General features: G+C 63.4%; 20 protein-coding genes. 14 read left to right on the forward strand and 6 right to left on the reverse strand.

The window, feature by feature from the left end:
- Nucleotides 1-108 precede the first annotated feature (108 nt).
- A complete protein-coding gene (locus QFZ61_RS13140; RefSeq protein ID WP_307036707.1) occupies nt 109-861 on the reverse strand; it encodes a lytic transglycosylase domain-containing protein in 753 nt (250 codons plus the stop codon).
- Nucleotides 862-899: 38 nt separating this feature from the next.
- Here QFZ61_RS13140 and QFZ61_RS13145 point away from each other — a divergent pair, with 38 nt between their 5' ends.
- Nucleotides 900-1190 carry a hypothetical protein gene (locus QFZ61_RS13145; RefSeq protein ID WP_307036709.1) on the forward strand — a complete coding sequence of 97 codons (291 nt, stop codon included), beginning with the start codon at nt 900-902 and terminating at the stop codon, nt 1188-1190.
- Nucleotides 1191-1203: 13 nt separating this feature from the next.
- Here the strand turns inward: QFZ61_RS13145 and QFZ61_RS13150 are convergent, their stop codons facing one another.
- The gene (locus tag QFZ61_RS13150) at nt 1204-2676 is read right to left on the reverse strand and encodes an MFS transporter (RefSeq protein WP_307036711.1); all 1473 of its coding nucleotides are present in this window, start codon (nt 2674-2676) and stop codon (nt 1204-1206) included.
- A gap of 133 nt (nt 2677-2809) precedes the next feature.
- Entirely contained in the window at nt 2810-3262 is a 453-nt protein-coding gene (locus QFZ61_RS13155) for a hypothetical protein (protein WP_307036713.1), read from the reverse strand.
- A gap of 192 nt (nt 3263-3454) precedes the next feature.
- On the opposite strand from QFZ61_RS13155, the gene QFZ61_RS13160 reads away from it, so the two are divergent.
- Genes QFZ61_RS13160 through QFZ61_RS13170 form a run of 3 tightly spaced genes read left to right on the forward strand, consistent with a single transcriptional unit; the run spans nt 3455 to nt 5493 of the window.
- Nucleotides 3455-4147: an MSMEG_4193 family putative phosphomutase gene (locus QFZ61_RS13160; RefSeq protein ID WP_307036715.1), complete on the forward strand. Its 693-nt coding sequence runs from the start codon at nt 3455-3457 to the stop codon at nt 4145-4147.
- Between the two features lie 24 nt (nt 4148-4171).
- The gene (locus QFZ61_RS13165; protein ID WP_307036717.1) at nt 4172-4726 is read left to right on the forward strand and encodes a DUF3090 domain-containing protein; all 555 of its coding nucleotides are present in this window, start codon (nt 4172-4174) and stop codon (nt 4724-4726) included.
- A complete protein-coding gene (locus QFZ61_RS13170; protein WP_307036720.1) occupies nt 4726-5493 on the forward strand; it encodes an SCO1664 family protein in 768 nt (255 codons plus the stop codon). Before QFZ61_RS13165 ends, QFZ61_RS13170 begins: the two co-directional genes overlap by 1 nt.
- A gap of 76 nt (nt 5494-5569) precedes the next feature.
- Here QFZ61_RS13170 and QFZ61_RS13175 read toward each other — a convergent pair whose 3' ends face one another.
- Nucleotides 5570-8071, reverse strand: a complete 2502-nt coding sequence (locus QFZ61_RS13175; protein WP_307036722.1) for a hypothetical protein — start codon at nt 8069-8071, stop codon at nt 5570-5572.
- 1498 nt (nt 8072-9569) lie between these two features.
- On the opposite strand from QFZ61_RS13175, the gene QFZ61_RS13180 reads away from it, so the two are divergent.
- Nucleotides 9570-10229: a cyclodeaminase/cyclohydrolase family protein gene (locus tag QFZ61_RS13180; protein WP_307036724.1), complete on the forward strand. Its 660-nt coding sequence runs from the start codon at nt 9570-9572 to the stop codon at nt 10227-10229.
- 84 nt (nt 10230-10313) lie between these two features.
- Here QFZ61_RS13180 and QFZ61_RS13185 read toward each other — a convergent pair whose 3' ends face one another.
- Together QFZ61_RS13185 and QFZ61_RS13190 are read right to left on the reverse strand one after the other, a co-directional pair.
- A complete protein-coding gene (locus tag QFZ61_RS13185) occupies nt 10314-10898 on the reverse strand; it encodes a 5-formyltetrahydrofolate cyclo-ligase (protein WP_307036726.1) in 585 nt (194 codons plus the stop codon).
- 137 nt (nt 10899-11035) lie between these two features.
- Entirely contained in the window at nt 11036-11314 is a 279-nt protein-coding gene (locus QFZ61_RS13190; RefSeq protein ID WP_373427157.1) for a helix-turn-helix transcriptional regulator, read from the reverse strand.
- 199 nt (nt 11315-11513) lie between these two features.
- Between QFZ61_RS13190 and QFZ61_RS13195 the strand changes: the two genes are divergently transcribed.
- The 9 genes from QFZ61_RS13195 (at nt 11514) to QFZ61_RS13235 (ending at nt 18625) form a co-directional block, all read left to right on the forward strand.
- Nucleotides 11514-12233: a DUF4389 domain-containing protein gene (locus QFZ61_RS13195; RefSeq protein WP_307036730.1), complete on the forward strand. Its 720-nt coding sequence runs from the start codon at nt 11514-11516 to the stop codon at nt 12231-12233.
- Between the two features lie 178 nt (nt 12234-12411).
- Nucleotides 12412-13206, forward strand: a complete 795-nt coding sequence (locus QFZ61_RS13200; RefSeq protein WP_307036732.1) for a DUF4386 domain-containing protein — start codon at nt 12412-12414, stop codon at nt 13204-13206.
- Nucleotides 13207-13382: 176 nt separating this feature from the next.
- Nucleotides 13383-14048, forward strand: coding sequence for a DUF4386 domain-containing protein (locus tag QFZ61_RS13205; RefSeq protein ID WP_307036733.1), 666 nt, complete (start codon nt 13383-13385; stop codon nt 14046-14048).
- Between the two features lie 56 nt (nt 14049-14104).
- On the forward strand, nt 14105-14869 hold the full coding sequence (locus QFZ61_RS13210) for an alpha/beta fold hydrolase (protein WP_307036735.1): 765 nt from the start codon (nt 14105-14107) through the stop codon (nt 14867-14869).
- A 100-nt stretch (nt 14870-14969) separates the two neighbouring features.
- The gene (locus QFZ61_RS13215; protein WP_307036736.1) at nt 14970-15680 is read left to right on the forward strand and encodes a DUF4386 domain-containing protein; all 711 of its coding nucleotides are present in this window, start codon (nt 14970-14972) and stop codon (nt 15678-15680) included.
- A gap of 495 nt (nt 15681-16175) precedes the next feature.
- Nucleotides 16176-16637 (forward strand): hypothetical protein, encoded by a 462-nt coding sequence (locus QFZ61_RS13220; RefSeq protein WP_307036738.1) that lies wholly within the window; start codon nt 16176-16178, stop codon nt 16635-16637.
- A complete protein-coding gene (locus QFZ61_RS13225) occupies nt 16634-17866 on the forward strand; it encodes an NRAMP family divalent metal transporter (protein WP_307036741.1) in 1233 nt (410 codons plus the stop codon). Before QFZ61_RS13220 ends, QFZ61_RS13225 begins: the two co-directional genes overlap by 4 nt.
- Nucleotides 17863-18240 (forward strand): hypothetical protein, encoded by a 378-nt coding sequence (locus QFZ61_RS13230; protein ID WP_307036743.1) that lies wholly within the window; start codon nt 17863-17865, stop codon nt 18238-18240. Before QFZ61_RS13225 ends, QFZ61_RS13230 begins: the two co-directional genes overlap by 4 nt.
- The gene (locus QFZ61_RS13235; protein WP_307036745.1) at nt 18227-18625 is read left to right on the forward strand and encodes a PRC-barrel domain-containing protein; all 399 of its coding nucleotides are present in this window, start codon (nt 18227-18229) and stop codon (nt 18623-18625) included. The genes QFZ61_RS13230 and QFZ61_RS13235 overlap by 14 nt, the downstream gene beginning before the upstream one ends.
- Nucleotides 18626-18726: the final 101 nt, after the last annotated feature.

An 18726-nucleotide genomic window follows, 5' to 3' on the forward strand; every position in this document is an offset into this window, starting at 1 on the left:
GCCCACTCTATGGTGATCAACCCGGCGGCTCAAGACCGGCGTGGGGAAACCGGCGTCGCCCAGCGGCGCGGCCGGGGCGCTGTTACAGCGTGGCCGTTCGCCCGGGGCTCAGTCGGCGGTGCCCGTCTTCGCGGCATAGGCCGTGGCCTGGGCCCGCACCTGGCGGATGTAGGGACTGGACTGGTTGTACGAGTAGATCGCGTCGGTCCAGCCCTGCGCGGTTGAGAGGTTCCGGCCGTGGCCGCAGAGATAGATCGCCGCGCTGAGGGCGGCGTCGTCGATATTGAACGGGTCCGCTGTTCCGTCCCCGTTCCCGTCCCGGCCTGCAAGCTCCCAGGTGGTGGGAATGAACTGCATGGGTCCGACGGCGTGGTCCCAGTGCGGGTCGCCGTCCAGGGCACCGGCGTCCGTGTCGGCGATCGCGGCGAAGCCGGCGCCATTGAGGCTCGGACCAACGATCGGACCGCTCGCCTGCCCTGCGCTGTTGAGGCTGCCGCCGCCGTACGTCCCGTGCGCGGACTCGACCGAGCCGACGGCCGCCACGGTATTCCAGCCGATCCTGCATGCCGGGGCGGCATCGTTGGCTGCGGCGGCTGCGGCAACGTAGGCCCGGAGCGCGCGGGCAGGGATGCCGGTCTGCGCGGCCGACTGGACGAGCCACTGGGCGTCCGGGTTCCCGGTGACGTTCACGGCGGTCGTGACGCCGGCGGACAACGACTCAAGTTTCACCTGCGCCTGCGGCGGCGGGGAGACGGCCCCGAGGGCGTCTGCGCCGGCCTGCCGAACTGCCCAGAACGAGAAGGCAGCGATAACGCAGAGCGCGAACAGGCCGAAAACCATAAGGCGTTTGAGACGGAGCACGGACTAATCAAACCATCCCGGGAGGTAAGCTGGCGGCCATGAACGCGAACACCATCTTCGGCTGGGCCTTCGGAGACTCCGCCCGTGACGCCGACGAGGAATATCTGGACACGCTGAGGGACGATGCGCTGAAGAACGCGCGCCAGGACGCAGCGCGCCAAGGGGTGCAGATCGATCCCGGCACGGCGGTTTTCACACTGGTCCCCGAAGGCCATTCCCTGATCGATGCGGGCGAGTCAGCGCGGGGCCGGATAACCGTGCGTTGCACCGTGCAGGTGGTGGGTCCGGGCGCCGAGGAGTTCCGCGCCGAAGGGCCCATGAACGGCTGACCGCGTGGCTGCTTTAGTCCTGTGCCGACGCTGCGCTGGGTTCCGGGGCCGCGGTGTCCACGGCGGGGCGGGCGGTGGTCAAGTTGTTCGTGGCGGGCATCGCGATAACCGCCACGACGGTGAGAACGGCGCCGGCGAGGACGGCCAGGAAGACGGCAGCGGAAGCTGAGACAACGGTGTGCGGATCGGTGTTGCCGCCCGGAGTGCCGGCGTAGATGGTGTTGGCAACCGCCCCGAAAACCGCGACCCCGATGGAACTGCCGATCGACCGGGCGAAAAGGTTGGTCCCGGTGACAACTCCGCGCTCGTTCCACTCAACGCTGGACTGGGCAGCGATGAGGCTCGGGGTGGCCACCAGGCCGAGCCCGAGCCCGACGATGAAGCAACTCGCTGCCACCAGAAGGACACTGGGCGTGGAGGCGGTGAGGGCAAGTACCGCTGTCCCGATGACCGTGACCGTGATGCCGATCAGCGCGGTCTTCCGAAACCCCAGCCGAAGATAGAACCGGCCCGATTGGGACGCGCTGATGGGCCAGCCAATCGTCAGTGCCGCCAGCGCAAGCCCGGCCAGGATCGGCGAGGTCGAGAGGGATCCTTCGAGGAACGTGGGAACGTAGGAGGTCAGCCCCAGCATGACAGCTCCGACGCCGAAGGAGATCAGTGCCGTCGTCGCCAGCAGCCGCCGGGAGACAACCCAGGGCGGCAGGACCGGCTCGGCGGCCCGGCGCTCCACGAGGACAAACGCGGCGAACAAAAGGGCTCCCCCGGCGAACACCGCAACGCTGGCGGTGGAGGCCCAGCCCCATGCCTGGCCGCCTTCCAGAGCCCCAAGAATGATCAGGGTCAGCGCGGCCGTCAGGAGGCCCGCGCCCAGATAGTCGACGCGGTGCCTGGCGCGTTCGACGTTCTCGTGGAACGTTCGGACCAGCATCCACCCTGCGAGCAGGCAGAGGGGGATGTTCACGAAGAAGATCCCGCGCCAGAAGCCCAATGCGGAAAACACACCGCCGAGCGTCGGGCCGACGACGGAGGACACCGCCCACACACTCGCGAGGTAGCCTTGCACCTTCGCCCGTTCGGTCAACGTATAGATGTCACCGGCAATCGTGATCGCTACCGGCTGGACTGCCCCCGCGCCCAGCCCCTGCAACACGCGGAAGGCGATGAGGGCCGGCATGCTCCAGGCCAGCCCGCAGAGGATCGAACCGAGCAGGAACAGCCCGATACCGGTCAGGATGATCGGCTTACGGCCGACGACGTCGGAGAGTTTCGCATAGACCGGAACGGAGACGGCCTGCGCCAACAGGTAGGCAGAAAAGAGCCACGGAAAAGACGCGAAGCCGCCGATGTCGTGCACAATCGACGGCACCGCCGTCGCGACAATCGTTGAATCGATGGCCACCAGCCCTGTCGAAAGCATCAAGGAAATCAGGATGGGGCCGCGCTTGGAGCGGAAGCCGACTCCCTCTGCAGGCGTTGTCGTCACGTAATCTCATTCCGTCGTCATCCAAGAGCTATCGGCGCAGACCCAGGCCCGCACCAGAGGCATAACTGCTTGATTCCACGAAATAGTCCCCGCTCGCGCCACCGATTCTGGCTACAAGAGCTGGGGCACTGCCTTATTTAGGAACATAGGGCGCGTACTGTTCCAGCGTTCCGTCCAGGACCGGGACGTTCAGGACGGACTTCTCCCCCTTGGCCCCCACGGTCAGGTCCGTGCGCGCGCCGGGTGGCTCGTCTGTAGTTTGCAGGATGTGGACGGCAGTGTCGAAAGGCAGCTGTCCTTTGGCCGGGACGGTCAGGTCGAGGCTGTTGTCCCGGTCTCCGATGGTTAGCTTGATATCTTCACCCGTCGGGTTGAAGACCGCACCCAGCAGCCGGCCCGGCTGGTTCTCGGCCCGCGACGCGATGGAGATGCTCCGCAGTTCGAGCCCGGCCAGATTGAGGTTGGAGCCAACGGCCACGGACTTATAGTTTTCACTGCCCGAGTTGTAGCACCCGCTCAGTGCAAGGACCGTTACAAGTGCCAGCAGGATGGTGCGAACGCAACGGATCAGTCGATTCGAGGCCATCTGACGTTCCTTCCCGAAGAATGGTGTCGAGCGTCGACAGGTTCCCTCCACCGTAAACCTGATCCTGGGGACTATCCACCCACTACTGCCACGGCAGTAACGTCACCGGACCAACCGCCGTCGAGCGGACCGACCGCGGTCGAGCGGGCGCCGTCGAGCAACCGCGGTCGAGCGGGTGGTTAGGCTGGGTGGATGGCGACAGTTATCCTCGTGCGGCACGGCCGCACCACAGCCAATGCCGCTGGGCTGCTGGCCGGCCGGGCCGTCGGCGTCCGCCTGGACCAGACCGGGCGTGACCAGGCGGCTCTGACCGGAGACCGGATCGCGGCAGTGCCCGTAGTCGGGGTGGTCTCGAGCCCTCTTGAGCGCTGCCGGCAGACCGCCCAGCTCATCCTTGACCGCCAGGCCGGCACGCCGCACGCGCCGGTCGATCCCGATCTCACCGAGTGCGATTACGGCCAGTGGCAGGGCCGCACGCTCACTGATCTCGCGGCCGAGGACTTGTGGCCGGCGGTGCAGTCGCAACCGTCCGCCGTCGTCTTTCCCGGTGGTGAATCCATGGCCGCAATGCAGGCCCGGTCGGTGGCAGCGGTTCGACGCCACGATGCGGCCTTCGAAGCCGAGTACGGGCCAGGGGCGGTGTGGGTGGCGGTGAGTCACGGCGACATCATCAAGTCGATCCTCGCCGACGCGCTCGGCATGCACCTGGACCTGTTCCAACGCATCAACGTCGGCCCCGCCTCCGTATCGATCGTGCGCTACGGCGCTAGTCGTCCCAGCGTCTATGCGACCAACACCGACGCCGGTGATCTGTCGTGGCTGTCAAAACGCCTCGATTCCGGCGATGCGCCGGTGGGCGGCGGTGCAGGCCAAACCGCGCCATGAACCTCATGTGCCTAAAATACTGACATGCCTACACGCGTTCACGACTTTGCCTGGCCCGATCGGATCGTCGTTGGCACCATTGGCCTTCCGGGGGCGCGCACGTTCTACCTGCAGGTGCGCGCAGGGACGCAGATCGTCAGTATCGCCCTGGAGAAGCAGCAATCCACTTTGCTCGCGGAGAAGATCGACGAAATCCTCGACCAGCTCATCACCGTCGAGGGCAACCCCTTCAGCGTTCCCACGAGCACTCCCATCGAACTTGTCGACAACGACCAGCTCGAGGCCGTCCAGGAGCAGTTTCGCACCGGCGCCATGAGCTTAGGCTGGGACCCAACCACGGCCCAGGTCGTCATAGAGGCCTACCCGATCACCGACGCCGATCCCGATGACGACGACGACCCGCTTGCTGAGGACGGCGATCAAGAGTCCGAAATGCTTCTGGTGCGAATGCCGGTCGGCATGGCCCGCGCCTTCGCGAAACGCACCCGTGAAATCGTGGAGGCCGGACGTCCGATCTGCCCGCTCTGCGGTTACCCCGTCGACGCCGACGGGCACACCTGCACCCTTCCCGAGGCCTGATGCCCGCGACGGACCTGGTGACCGCAGAGTTGACGCTCACCGGCCGCCTCACGACGGCGTCGAACGCTACCTTTCTGGGCAGCATCGGCGACGCGGTGGTCGTCTATAAGCCGATAGCCGGCGAGAGTCCGCTGTGGGATTTTCCCGACGGCACGCTGGCTCACCGCGAGGTGGCCGCCCACCTGGTCTCCCAGGCGCTCGGCTGGGACGTCGTGCCGCGCACCTGGCTGCGTGATGGTCCGCTGGGCGAAGGGATGGTGCAGCTCTGGCAGGAGCAGGACCCTGCCCAGGCCGCCGTGGACCTGGTCGCGACGGACAACGTGCCGGAGACGGGATGGAAACAGGTTCTCGAAGGACGAGACGAGAACGGACAGATGGTCACCCTCATACATGAGGACTCGCCGGCGCTCCGACGCATGGCGGTGTTCGACATCATCGTCAACAACGCCGACCGGAAAGGCGACCACATCCTCGCCATGACGGGCGGCCACCGGCACGGTGTGGACCATGGGCTGACCTTTCACCGCGAGCACAAACTGCGCACGGTGCTGTGGGGATGGGTGGGAGAGGCCCTGACCGCGGAGGAACGCGACGGCATCGACCGTGTCAGCGACGGGCTGCAGGGTGGGCTGGGCCGGCAGCTGGCGGACCTGCTCCGCGCCGAAGAACTCGACTCGCTCGCCGCGCGCTGCGCCCTGCTGCGCTCGGCGGGCCGGTTTCCGGCTCCGAGCGGCGGGATGCCGGCGGTCCCCTGGCCGCTGTTCTGAGGGAGCTGTTGCGACGCGGCACGAGACGCCAACCGCGTATCCGTGGCTAAACGAATATTCCGGTTCCCGAGGATGATCAGCGGTATGGCAGGGGCGTCGACGGGTCCGGCGGAATGATCTGCCGGGAACCGTTTTGATTTCCTTTGTGACCGTCTACGCTGAAACTTTCCGCTGATTCGGTTGTCACGGGGGTGCCGACGGAAACCGGCCGGTTTCGTGGAGGTGGAAGCGGCGCGGAGATGCTTTTGCACATATCGTCTATGCGATTCCATAATCTGGGGTCAAGCCAGTAACCCGTGTGACTTAGGATACGGGGCAATGGCTGGCCAAAAAGGTACCATCGCGTGGGAGGGTCGAGGAGGTGCTTATCGATTTTTCCTGCGCTATCGATGACTTCGGCCGTCATTGACGTTTTCTCGGTCCAGTTGGCTTCGACGGGGCCGCCAATGTAGTCAGTCGCGTAGTAGACGTTGCACCAGCCGACGGGTCCGATGCCCCCATTGCCCGCTGCCAAGCTCCGCAGGAGGTCGTCGCTGATCAGCGCAGGAAAGGCCCACCGATATAACTTTGCCAGCGGCGAGCCGAAGGTCACGAGCCCGATTTTCTTGTTCTTTTCCTCCGGACGGTTCGACTGTCGTGCCAAGACTGCAGCCGCAATTACACTGCCTTGTGAATGTGCCGTCATCACCACTCTGCCCCCGTTCTCGTGAAGCCACCAGATCCGTCGCGTCAGATCGGGAATGGCCTTCTCCGTGTAGGACGGCGGCGCGAACGGATGGAACGAGCGCGGGAAGAAGGTCCCGACGTCGAAGGGAGCCATCAGAATCTTCCGAAGCCTTTCTTTACGGAACGCGATTCTGACTATGCTGCCGTACAAAAAAGGAAGCAAGGCTGCGAAGAAGGTGGTTGGTCCTACCAATGCCACCGGCGGATCCTGGTGGAGAACTATAACTACAATCAGAAAAGTCAGCGTGCCCAGGAGGGCCAACCAAGTTACTGCAATTACGAACAGGGCCGCGATGATGGGAGCACTACTCCCGACAAGCTGCATTACAGCAGTCTTGCGCACCCATGGCGTGGGGCGGGGTCCGCATTTCGTTTCTTGGCCCTCGTGGCGGCCGCGATCAGGCGACCGTACCGGGCTGGAGCCTAAATCATCAAACGCCGAGTAGATCCAGCTTGCCCGGAGATCTGCTGCTGCACCAGCTGGCGCCGGATAGGTCCCGGATTCATTCTCCAAGTCCTCCGAACGTCGGTAATCTTCCGGGAGAGTGCTGGCGAGTTGCTTGGCCCTCTTCGCGGTTTCAATCCACAGCCACACGCCGGTGCCGAGGGCGAGAACCAGCGGCATCGCTGTGAAGATTACAGCGGAGATTGACGCAACCGACATGACCGCTTTAGGCACCCAAATAACCGAAGCGCCATCGTCAGGGTTGGCTGGGCCAAATCCGTACTCAACCCTTCCGAGTCCCCATGCCAGAAGTAACATAAGAGAGAGAAGAATCGCGTTAGCAAGGCCGATCGCAACCACGTTTAAGACGACGGGGGCCGCCCAGGGGAAGACATCGAGCTTGGCTCTTGCTCTGTCTCTCATGGCGCCCGCACCCGCCCCTGTAGTTTCACTCTTCAGCTGCTGTTGGCGCCACCGGGAGGCACATGCCCAGGTCTGCTGGAGGATCAACGGGACTAGAAGCGCCAGTGTAAGCCCCCACCCCACGTTGACGGACGTCACGATGCCGGGCAGCACGCCCGGCTGCTGAGCGGACACTGGCACAAGGCCGCTTGATCCGGGGTCAGCAAAGTCCACGGGCAAAGAGATGGCTGTTGTGATTGCGACGATCAGGGCCACCAGGGCTGAGACGAGCAGTCCCCGGGCAAGGTGCTCATGCGCATCATCTGCCTTAAGCACTACTAGCACGGCGGCAACGATCAATATCGAGAGGAGGGTGGTGTACTCGGCCCACACAGATGCGGACCTCAGCAGGGACCGATCCAGGTCAGCGACACACCAGCTCAGAGTCGCCGCGGACACAGCAATGCCTGCTGCCAGATGCAGGTCGGACAGGTGCCTATGCCAGCGCAGCCCCGACCAGAATTCGCTGTGGCGCAGTCCCCCCCTCTGGGCTGCAGCACATCGCTTCGACGGAACGGGATCGGACCTGCCCTTTGTCGGCGGCTGCTCTTTGGTCGGTCGCTCGATTTTTGTCGGCGGCTCGATTTGTTCATAGCGTTGCCGGGAAATACGGGCCAGGAAGAAAAAAAGAATTCCCACAGCGATCGGCGGAACGATGCCCGCCGCTAGCCGCCACCCGGGGTGTCCGTAGGGGGCCAGCACCTCCAGCGCACTCGCGACCCAGAGCTTGCTCCTACACTGAAGTTGTCCGAGGCACTGATACGCGAGCGTGTCCAAGCTAACCATCGTCACCATAACCGCGATGCTGACCGTCAGTGCCAGGGCCGCCAACCTCGCGCACCAACGGAACGCCCCGGTCGAGGGCTCTCGGTCAGCCTCGTCGACGTCAGACGTGACAAGCCGCCGTGCCGTCCACCCGGCCATGTTGGAAAGCATCGCCGGCATAAGCAGCGTCCACAATACTCGAAGCGGTGAGCGAGAGGTCAAGCCGCCCCACGAGTACGCCTCACGATGGCGCCCGTGGGCATCAGTCGTCCGATAAAACCCTGCAATACGGTCACCTGCGACCCTCGTTGGACTAAGGTCACCCAGAAGCTCCTCCGGCCGAGTGCCTCCCACGCCGTGAACGCGAATCTCCGTCAGGCCCGCTAGCTCTACCGGGACCGCAGCCAAGCCACCTGAGTCGTCTATACCGCTCATCACACCGCCTATGTCTTAGCCCGCCCATTGGGTTCAGGCTTTACCAATTCACTGCTTCTCTTTCGTCCGCTTCGAGGTCTCCCCTGAAGCGCTGTGAGCTTCACCCGAGCCATCACCCTGCACACTCAGCTAATTGACGTTTGTAGGAACGCGGCATGTTTCCATAAAAGCTGCCTCGTGGGTGCCCATCAGCAACCCTTGAAGAAGGAAGGATCCAATCGAAAAACCGTTGAAGTTTCCACGTCCACTCCGAAGGGGCAAGGCCCAATGTTGAAAGGAAAAGAGAAAGGACCTATTCCCGGCAGGGATGAAGTTGAGTGAGAACGTCCACCGGACACTTTTCGTCACCCATTCCGCTCACGAAGCCGTTACATGCCGCACCTGAGACGTGACTGCATTTGCCATTCACAGCGTGCAGGCGAAACGGGCCGAATATACCCATGTGGCCAGCCCGACATTACTGACAGGTCCGGATAAGGAGGCTTGGACCGTTATGTTCGCCCCGGGCTGGGCGAGACTACATGTCGATTCAGTTCGCCAAGCCCAACTGGCACTCACGTGACTGGGTCGAGCCTTGGAACTAGGCGCATCCAACTATGAAGGACCGCTGGTCTGCTTTTTTCCGATTTAAGTCTCCGCCTCCATGTGCCCCCATAGCTAAAGCCGCCCCAATATCTAAACTTAATTCGAGCACCGGATCGATGATGGCGTCGAGGGCTCTTCCCCAACTCTCCACACACTGGGTGGACTCATCCACAGTAAAATGGATCCTCAGGTAACTCAGTAGTGCCACAAGCCTCTGTCTGCGTTGCCTCTTGCATTTCTGCGCGGAGCACGACTTGCCTTTTAAGTGCTTCCCATCATCAGCCTAGAGATAGTGCTGGGCTGCGCTTGTCCATTGGCTTCATGACAGGCGACGCGTTTGTCATTCATGATGCAATGCCTGGAGCGTTGACGTCTGGCAATGCCGTTTTGTGCAGAGAAGAGGTGGTGGTGATGCTCCGCGACGTCAGTTCACTGTGCAAAACCATATAGTGCCGGGGGGCTAGTTAACGGACACAGCCCGCGGGACTTTCGTTCACTCCTTGACCTAGCGAACTAGTGCGCCTGTGAGGATGTCGACCATGCCTACGGCTTGGGACCGATTTTCGCACGATGGTACCTAGGTGGTTAGCGCTGCAGATCCAGGTCCTATGCTGCGGTCAGGTGACGCCATACGCACCTTCAGGGCAGACTTAGTCTCATGGCTGATTCTGAGGCAGTGACAACCCAGCGTTCGACGGTTCAGGAGTGGACGCTGGCGTTGGCGGAATCAGTAGGCTCCCCCGGCGGTGGAGCCGGGGCCGGGCTGATGCTTGCCATAGCCGCATCGCTGACATCGATGGTGGCCGGATACACCGACGCCGATGAGCAGCAACGTGCTGAACTCGACAATGTTCATTCCCGGGCCCGTTCGCTGCGGGAGGCTGCTCTGCAGTTGGCCGACGACGACGCCTCGGCATCCAAAGCTTTCGGGGCCGCCTTCCGGCTCGAACCCGGGCCCGAACGCGAGGACGCTATTCAGAAAGCCTCCGTCGAAGCTGCAAAATCCTCCGCCTTGCTCGGCGGACGCGCCATCGATGCCATCGGGGACCTGGAGTGGCTCGCAATCCACGGAAACGCAGCGCTTATCGCCGATGTGGTCGTCGCCTTCGGGGCCCTAAGAGCAGCACTGACAGGAGCCCGCACCAACGTCAGTTACGACCTGTCCACGCTGACCTCGGCCGGCGCCACACTCGAACAGATCCGCCGCGAGCACCAAGACTTGTGGGCGACGGTCAAGCACCTCAACGCCGCCCTTGACCGGATCGACAAGATCACGGCCGACATAGACCACCGGGCAGCCCCCACCGACGCCCACTGACCGGCCGCCCACCGCCGACGCCCGCCGCCGGGCGCCCCGGCCCGCCCGAGCATGTTCGGGCCTTTCGCCCGAAGTTGTTGCTGGTCAGAACACTCTTGTCCCGCTGGGCGTGATCACTCCGTCGACGGGCCGGTCGTGGCTCTCCCGCGGGACCTCATCAAGGAACTCCTCGTCGTAGATGACTGCGAATACCGCAGGGGGCTCTTCCAGAGAAGCCAGGGCCCGGTCAAAGTACCCGCGGCCCCATCCCATCCGCATGCCTGAACGGTCAACCGCGGCAGCAGGGACAAGCAGCAAATCGACGCTTTGGAAGACACTGGCTGGCACCGCCTCACCGACCATCTCCGAAATGCCGAACAACCCAACCTGCTCAGGTCCGCCCGTCGCAGGCACCCAGTCCAGCAGCCCGTCCCGTCTACTCACCGGAACGAGAACGCGCACGCCGTTCGCGGCGGCCCACGCCAGGAACGGCCGAGTGTTCGGTTCGTCTCCACCGGAGAGGTAGCAGCCCACCAAGACAGGGGCCCGGTGACGAACCAGGGCAATCAGCTGCTCCGTCAGACCAGCCTCCGCCGACCCCTGCTCCCCGACCGACCGGGCCCCGCGACGGAGACGAACCTCCGAGCGCAGTTTGGCCTTTGCATCCCTTACTGAATCATCCGAAGTCATGTTCTGACGATAGCTTCAACCGTCCCGGCTGTGTTGCCCCAGCTGCTGTCCTGCACGTTCCGCACGCGGCCAAGGCAGGCGGCCGCTCCGCAGGACACCCAGGTCAGCACACCAGCACCCACTCGGTTGTCCTCTTCTCACTCCCGCCTGAGGAGGACGTCGAGGATCTCACCGACCGCGACTTCGTCCAGACCTTCCCGGCGGATCGGCTGGTTCGGATGCAGCTCGTACGAGTTGCGGCTCCCGACCCGGCGGCGGGTCAGGTAACCGCCCTCGACCAAATCCGCCACGAGTCGGTGCGCCGCCCGCTCCTGGACCCCCACGCTTTCGGCGATCTCACGGATCCGGATGCCGGGGTGGCGCGCGACGCAGTAAAGCGCGTGCATGTGATTAGTTAGAAAGCCCCATTCAGCCATGTCTCCATAATAGCTGTCCTATACGACATGTCCCTATTGACCTGCTTGGTATAACAGCCTACCGTTTCGGGTATCGGCACAGAATGACCCACCGCCGATAGAGTCGCGGACCTGGCCGAACTGGAGAGACCCCGCCCGCCGCTGTAAAACCCACGCCCCCAGTTGGGGCGCCGGTTTTCAGCTCAAGGAAGGGCTTCTCATGGCACAACTGACTTCGTACCCGCTCGTTCTCGACGCCGAGCGTTCCCCGCGCCTGAGCCGTTGGCTGTGGCTCGTCAAATGGCTGCTGATCATCCCTCACATCTTTGTTTTGTTCTTCCTGTGGATCGTTTTCGTGGTGTTGTCGGTGGTGGCGTTCTTCGCGATCCTGTTCACCGGACGATATCCACGGGCAATATTCGACTTCAACGTCGGCGTGCTGCGCTGGACGTGGCGGGTCAGCTTCTACTCCTACAGTGCGCTGGGCACCGACGAATATCCGCCGTTCACACTGGCCGACGACCCTGGCTACCCGGCACGGCTGTCCGTTGATTACCCGCAGTCGCTTTCACGCGGACTCGTGCTGGTGAAATGGTGGCTGCTCGCGCTCCCTCACTACCTGATCGTCGGTGTGTTCACGGGAGCCGCCTTCGGCGGCTATAACCAGGTGCGTGATGGCAACGCCTGGGCGTACGGCAGCGGACTGATCGGCCTGCTGGTCTGCATCGCCGGTATTGTCCTGCTCTTCGCCGGCCGCTACCCCCGCGGCGTGTTCGACCTCCTCATGGGTATGAACCGCTGGGTGTTCCGCGTCACCGCCTACGCAGCGCTCATGACCGATCAATACCCACCGCTCCGGCTCGATATGGGCGGCAGCGAACCACCGCCCAGCGCAGACGCCCCCATCATGGTCGGGCCGAACCCGCTGCCGACGACCTAAAACCGCCCAGACAAGATCGACGTGGCGGGCACCGACAGGCCAGCAATTCGCAGCTTCACGAACCGCTTCGAACCTGAATGAACGCGGCTCCCGTCCATACTTTTCTCGTCCCCACCCCCTCCCCGGGCAGCCCGAGTCATCACAGCCCGGGAGCCACCCAGCTTTGAAGGAGTACGTCATGACGGCCAATATCCATATCAACCCGCCAGTCCGAGGACCCGACCAGCGGCGCGGAATGCAGCCGATGAGGCGGATCTCGCTGGCCGCCGGCATCCTGTACGTACTCACGTTTGTCTCCATCCCCACCCTCGCGCTCTACAAGGCGGTGAAGGATGACGCCGGCGCCTTCGTCCTGGGCGCCGGCAGCACTACGGGGGTGCAGTGGGGAGCCCTGTCCGAGGTCATCGTCGGCCTGGCCGGCATAGGCACCGCCGTAGTGCTCTATCCCGTGGCCAAGCGGGTCAGCCAAACCGCAGCCCTGGGATTCGTGGCCGCCCGCCTCGTGGAAACCTGCCTCACCTTCGTCAGCGTCGTCAGCCTGCTCACGATCCTCACCCTGCGGAACGACGTTGCCGGCACCGCCGGCACGGACTCCGCCTCACTGGTCACAATGAGCCATGGCCTCATCGCAACCTACAACTGGACATTCCTGCTCTCCCAAAGCCTCATGCCTGTGGCCTGCGACCTGCTTTTGGGCTACGTACTCTACCGCTCCGCCCTCGTGCCGCGAATCCTGCCGATCATCGCATTCATCGGCGCCCCGCTGCTCCTAGCCTCCGATGTCGCGATCTACTTCGGCGCCTACGGCGCAGTGTCCCCGATCGCCGTTTTTGCCGCACTGCCCGTCGCCGTGTTCGAACTGTCTCTGGGCATCTATCTGATTACCAAGGGCTTCAAACCAACGCCTCTGACCGCGGGCCACACATGGACCGGCAACGATTACCCCGAAACTCGGGCATCGGCTCAACCGTAACCACCGCACCGGAAGACCCCATACCCGGCCTCGAATTCCGTCAGTGAACGGACGCAGTCACAGCTAATGGCCAATGGACTAAATGCCTCCCCGTCACGCCGTGGCCTGCAATGGAATCCATGCCGCCCGGCACGAATCTTCTCAACTGGACCAACTCATCTTTGAGGGATCACGACATGACCACCAACACCCACACCACTCCGGGTTCCCGGGCTGAGCGAGGCCTGCCGGCGACAGCCTGGATCATCGGGACGTTGTTCCTTGCGGGTTTCCTGACATATGGAGTCGGCAACGCTATCGCCACCACCAGTGCAGGGTCTGCCGACCAAAGCTCCCGGGGCTTCCTCGTCCTGGGCGCATCGCTCATGCTCATCAATTCAGCAGTCGTCATCTGCATCGGCGTCTTAATGCGCCCGATCCTGCAACCGCACAACAAGGCCGTGGCTCTCGGGTACCTGGCCACCAGGGTCTTCGAGGGCCTCGGCCTGGCCACAGGAGTTGGCTGCCTGCTGCTGCTGAACGGCTTCGCCGCGGTTACCGGCAATTTCATCGCCTACAACATCGCCATGGCCGGACTAGGAATCGGCAGCCTCTTCTTCTGCGCGTTACTCTTCCGCTCCGGCCTGACTCCACGATTCCTGGCGGTGTGGGGCTTTGCCGGGTACGCGTTCTTTGCTGCCGGCTCGCTGCTGGAGATCTCCGGGCTCAAAGGTGCCGGCCTCGTCGGGGCGGTTCCCGGTGGCCTTTTCGAAGTGACCTTCGGCATCTGGTTGATCATCCGCGGCTTCCGTCCCAACGTGGTAATCAACGGTGGACGTGAGTTGCAGGAGCGCACCTCGTGAACGCCTACCGGACCCGCAACGGTCCCGTGACGCAGTATCTACCCGCCCCTGGAGGAATGATCGCCTACGACATCCAAGGGGAGGGACCCCTCGTGGTCCTCGTTCCCGGAATGGGTGACCTTCGGGCCACCTACCGGTTTCTTGCACCCGGCCTCGTGCGCGCCGGTTACAGGGTTGCTTCCATGGATCTACGGGGGCACGGGGACAGCGATACCTCCTTCGATACCTACGGTGATGGCGAAACGGCGGCGGACATCACCTTGTTGCTCAACACGCTAGGAGCTTCAGCTGTCATTATCGGCAATTCCATGGGCGCGGGCGCCGCCGTGATCGTAGCGGCGGAGACCCCGAACCTCGTGAACGGACTGGTCCTCGTGGGACCGTTCGTGCGCCAGCCAGCCTCTAGCACCGCGCTCTCTAGGCTGTTCCTGCGCCTGTTGATGGCACCCCCATGGGCCGCGGCGGCGTGGAAGGCCTATCTGCCTAAACTCTACGCAGGCAGACGACCGGACGACTTCCCTGCCTACCGGGACAGCATGATAGCGGCCATCAAACGCCCAGGCCATACCCGAGCATTCAGCCTGACCACACGCACCAATCACGTTCGAGCGGGCGAGAGCCTGCCTGCCGTCATTTCGCCCGCACTAGTCCTCATGGGAGAGAAGGACCCCGACTTCCCTGACCCAAAGGGTGAGGCTGACTGGATCAGTTCGACCCTGGGCGGCACCACCGTGATGATCGACGACGCCGGCCACTACCCGCAGTCACAGCAACCGGACCTTACGTCGGCGGCCATCATTCAATTCCTCCGACCTCGATGAGGCCGCTTTGGGAGTTATGGGAGCACCGAACAGGGCCAGGCCTCGTATGGTCCTGGTAAGAAATTCAAGTGCTCATTCGGCACCTTCGAAAGGAAAGACCGTGAACGCGTCCAAAGGTCTGGCAAGGATTGCTGGGGCTCTGTACCTCGCCGTCGCCATCCTCTCCGGCTTCGCCATCGGAATCGTGCGCCCAACGGTGTACGCAGCCGGTGATGCAGCGGCCACCACCCATAACATCGCAGCGAACGAAGGCCTGTTCCGCCTGGGGTTCCTGGCAGACCTGACACAATCAGCCTGCATGCTCCTCGTCGCAATGACCCTGTGCCTGCTGTTCCAGCACGTCAACAAGAATGTTGCCCGGTCAATCGTGGTATTCGCAGCGGTCAGTGCCGCCATCCAATGCCTGAACCTGGCACCGTACCTTGCAGCACTGAGCCTTGCCACCGACCCCTCCTATGCAACCGCATTCGGCCCCAACGGGGCCGACGCCCTGGTCCTGCTCCTACTGGACCTGCAACATTCCGGATTCCTAATCGCACAAGTCTTCTTCGGCCTCTGGCTCCTGCCGATGGGCTACCTCGCGTTCAAGTCAGGGATGTTCCCCAAGGTCCTGGGCGTAATGCTGATCATCGCGTGCTTCACCTACCTTGCCCATCTGCCCTTCGTATTCCTTTGGCCCGAGGCCGGGAATATGCTCACCCCGTTCGTGGCCATTCCAGCAACACTTGCCGAAGCCTGGATGGTCCTATACCTGCTGATCAGAGGTGTGAAAACACCAAACCAGAACTCTCCGGTTCCGGCCGGGGTTTGAGCCGTGGAGCCGGGACCCAACCCCGGGTTCCATCCCTTGAATCCACTCCCCCCAAAAACCTGCGCAATCCGGCCCTGCCCGGCCAAAGAAGGCCGCACGGTAAAGCCGTCGATGACGGCGCAAAGCCATCCACAAGAGGAACCCGGGCGAGCGCTTGAGCCTGCCAGAGCGCTTTGGGCTGACACCGTGGGCGTGAGCGAGTCCGGGCCACGTCATGAGGGGGAACAATTGCTGTGTAGAGGAGTTCTTCGCAGCCGGAAACGTGAAGCGGTGCCTGCCGCCGGAGCCGCGGGCACATTTTCCAGACCGAAGGCATAACGGCAGGCGATGCCGGCCGGCAACCCCACGCAGTGTCCCACCAGCAGAATCTTCAGGATCCGCTGGCGGCAGTCCATTGCGTCCGGCAGGCAACGTTGCCAGACTGCTGGTAGGAGCACCGGGAATCGAGGGCGGCCATCGTTGGCCGCATACGGTTTTAGGGGGCGAGGTTTTGTCATGAGCGGACGGGCAAGACCCGGGCGGCGTGTCACTGCAGTGCTGCTGCTCTCTTCCTTACCCCTGGCCATCGCCGGGTGCGCCTCAACAGGCATCACCAGGAGCCTCTCAACCCCGGTTGGGGATGCCCGCTCCGCTGTTAACGCCTCGCTTGTTGTTTTAGGGCAGGAGTCGGCGGGGCGTACAACGAAGGCTGCGCTCAAGGTCACGCTCAAGGACGAACTGGACCAGATCAACTCTGCCTACGCCAAGGCTGCAGCGCTTTCGGCGAACAGCCGGGACGATGTCCGGATCCAGCAGGACATGCTCGCACTGCTCCAAGACACAGCCACAACGGTCCTGTCGGTGCAGCAGGGAGCGGACGCCTCGGATGCTGACTCGTTGCAGCGTTCAGCGGAGAAGCTGCAGGGCCAGGCAAAAGCACTGGATGCGGCAGTGCAGTCGCTAAAGGCGGCATCATGAAGCGGCTTTTGGGGCTCGCACTGGGCATCCTCACCGCCATCGGTGGCTTTGTCGACATCGGGGACTTAGTTGTCAATTCCGTTGTCGGCTCGCGTTTTGGGCTGGGTTTGGTCTGGGTGGTGCTGGTCGGGGTCGTCGAAATCTGTCTCTTTGCCCAGATGTCGGGGAAGGTGGCCGCGGTGAGCGGCCGCGCCTCGTTTGAGATCATCCGCGAGCGGCTCGGCGCCCGCGCGTCACTGGCTAACCTTGCCGCGTCCTTCCTGATCAACCTGATGACCGTCACCGCCGAAATCGGGGGCATTGCCCTGGCACTTCAACTCGCCAGCAGCGTGAACTATCTGCTGTGGGTGCCCTTGGCCGTTTTCGCAGTCTGGATAGTGGTCTGGCGGGTCAAATTCAAGATCATGGAGAACATCACGGGCCTGCTGGGTTTGTGCCTGGTCATTTTCGCCGTCGCCCTGTTTCTGCTCCACCCGGACTGGCCGGACCTCGGTCAGCAGGTTCTTGGCATCTCGTCCCCCGGCTCGGAACAGCCCGCTACGTACTGGTACTACGCGGTGGGACTTTTCGGCGCCGCCATGACACCGTACGAAGTATTCTTCTTCTCCTCCGGCGCCGTCGAGGAAGGGTGGGGAACCAAGGACCTCTCACAGTCACGGCTGAACGTGCTGCTTGGCTTTCCCCTCGGCGGCCTGCTCTCGATCAGCATCGCCGCAGCCGCAACCGTGGTACTCCTCCCGGCAGGAATCCAGGTCACCTCCCTCTCCGAGGTGGTACTTCCCATCACAGAGGCGGGCGGCAAGCTTGCTCTGGCGGTGGTACTCCTCGGTATCACCGCGGCGGTCTTCGGAGCGGCCCTTGAAACTACTCTGTCCAGCGGTTACATGGTGGCGCAATTCTTCGGCTGGTCGTGGGGCAAGTTCCGCAGGCCGGTCCGGGCCGCCCGTTTCCATCTGCTGATGATCGCCGTGTTGCTTGCAGGCGTGGCAGTGCTCTTCACCGGCGTCGATCCGGTGCAGGTCACCGAGTACTCCGTCATCTTCTCGGCGATCGCCTTGCCGCTGACCTACATTCCGATCCTGATCATTGCCAACGACCCTGAATACATGGGCCAGGAACACGTGAACGGCAGGGCGCTCAACGCTGCGGCGACGGTCTATCTCGTCATCATCCTGGCGGCATCCATCGCCGCTATTCCCCTGATGATCATGTCCGGGGCCGGGCAATGAACCGCGAAGGGCCGGACGTCTTCGACGCGCGTCTGCACCTGCTCGACCGGCAGGTCGTCGACGTAGACGGTGTGCCTGTGGTGACGGTGGCCGACGTCGAACTCACCGAGCTTCCGGCGGGCAAGGTCCCGCAAGGAACGCCGGCGCCGCGGATCACCGCGCTGCTGTCCGGGCCTTCGCTGGCCACCCGGATCTTCGGCGGAAAATCGCCGGAGCGTCTGCTGCACCGCATTGAGTGGCGGCACCTGCGCCGGCTCGGGACTGCCCTTGAGCTGGACATTCCGGGCGAGGATCTCGATGCCACCTGGGCGGAGCGGTGGGTCAGGGACCGTATCATCCGTAAAATCCCTGGAGGCTCCCATGATCCTCAGTGACATCCTCGGGTCCTCGGTGTATGACCAAGGAGGCCGCCGGGTGGGTTTCGTCGTCGACGCCCGTTTCAGCATGAGCGCAGATCCAGGGAACGGCGGCACCACTGCCACCCTCCAGGGATTCATCGTCAGCCCGCATTCGAAATCCTCAACATGGGGGTATGAGCGCCGGCAAGTAAACGCGCCGTGGCCGATCGGTGCGATCGCGGCATGGCTGCACCGCGGCTCCTTCCTGCTCCGCTGGGAGGATGTGGCACTCCTCAGCGACCGCCGGCTGCAGGTCAGGGAAGGCGCACGGCACGAGGATGCGTCCCTGCATGGAAACAGTGGCCGGGGGCCCCGGGAAAAGGGCCGCGAAAACGGGCGAGGCGCGAAGGACGGGCAGTGATCCCGGGCACGCACTCTTCAGCTGGCCCTTCCGTTCCTGTGGCTCGGGCCGGTCGCCGCGATCTCGTTGATCGAAACGCCGCTCAAGTTCAACGCACCCGG

The organism is Arthrobacter sp. B3I4 (assembly GCF_030816855.1).
Lineage (GTDB): Bacteria > Actinomycetota > Actinomycetes > Actinomycetales > Micrococcaceae > Arthrobacter.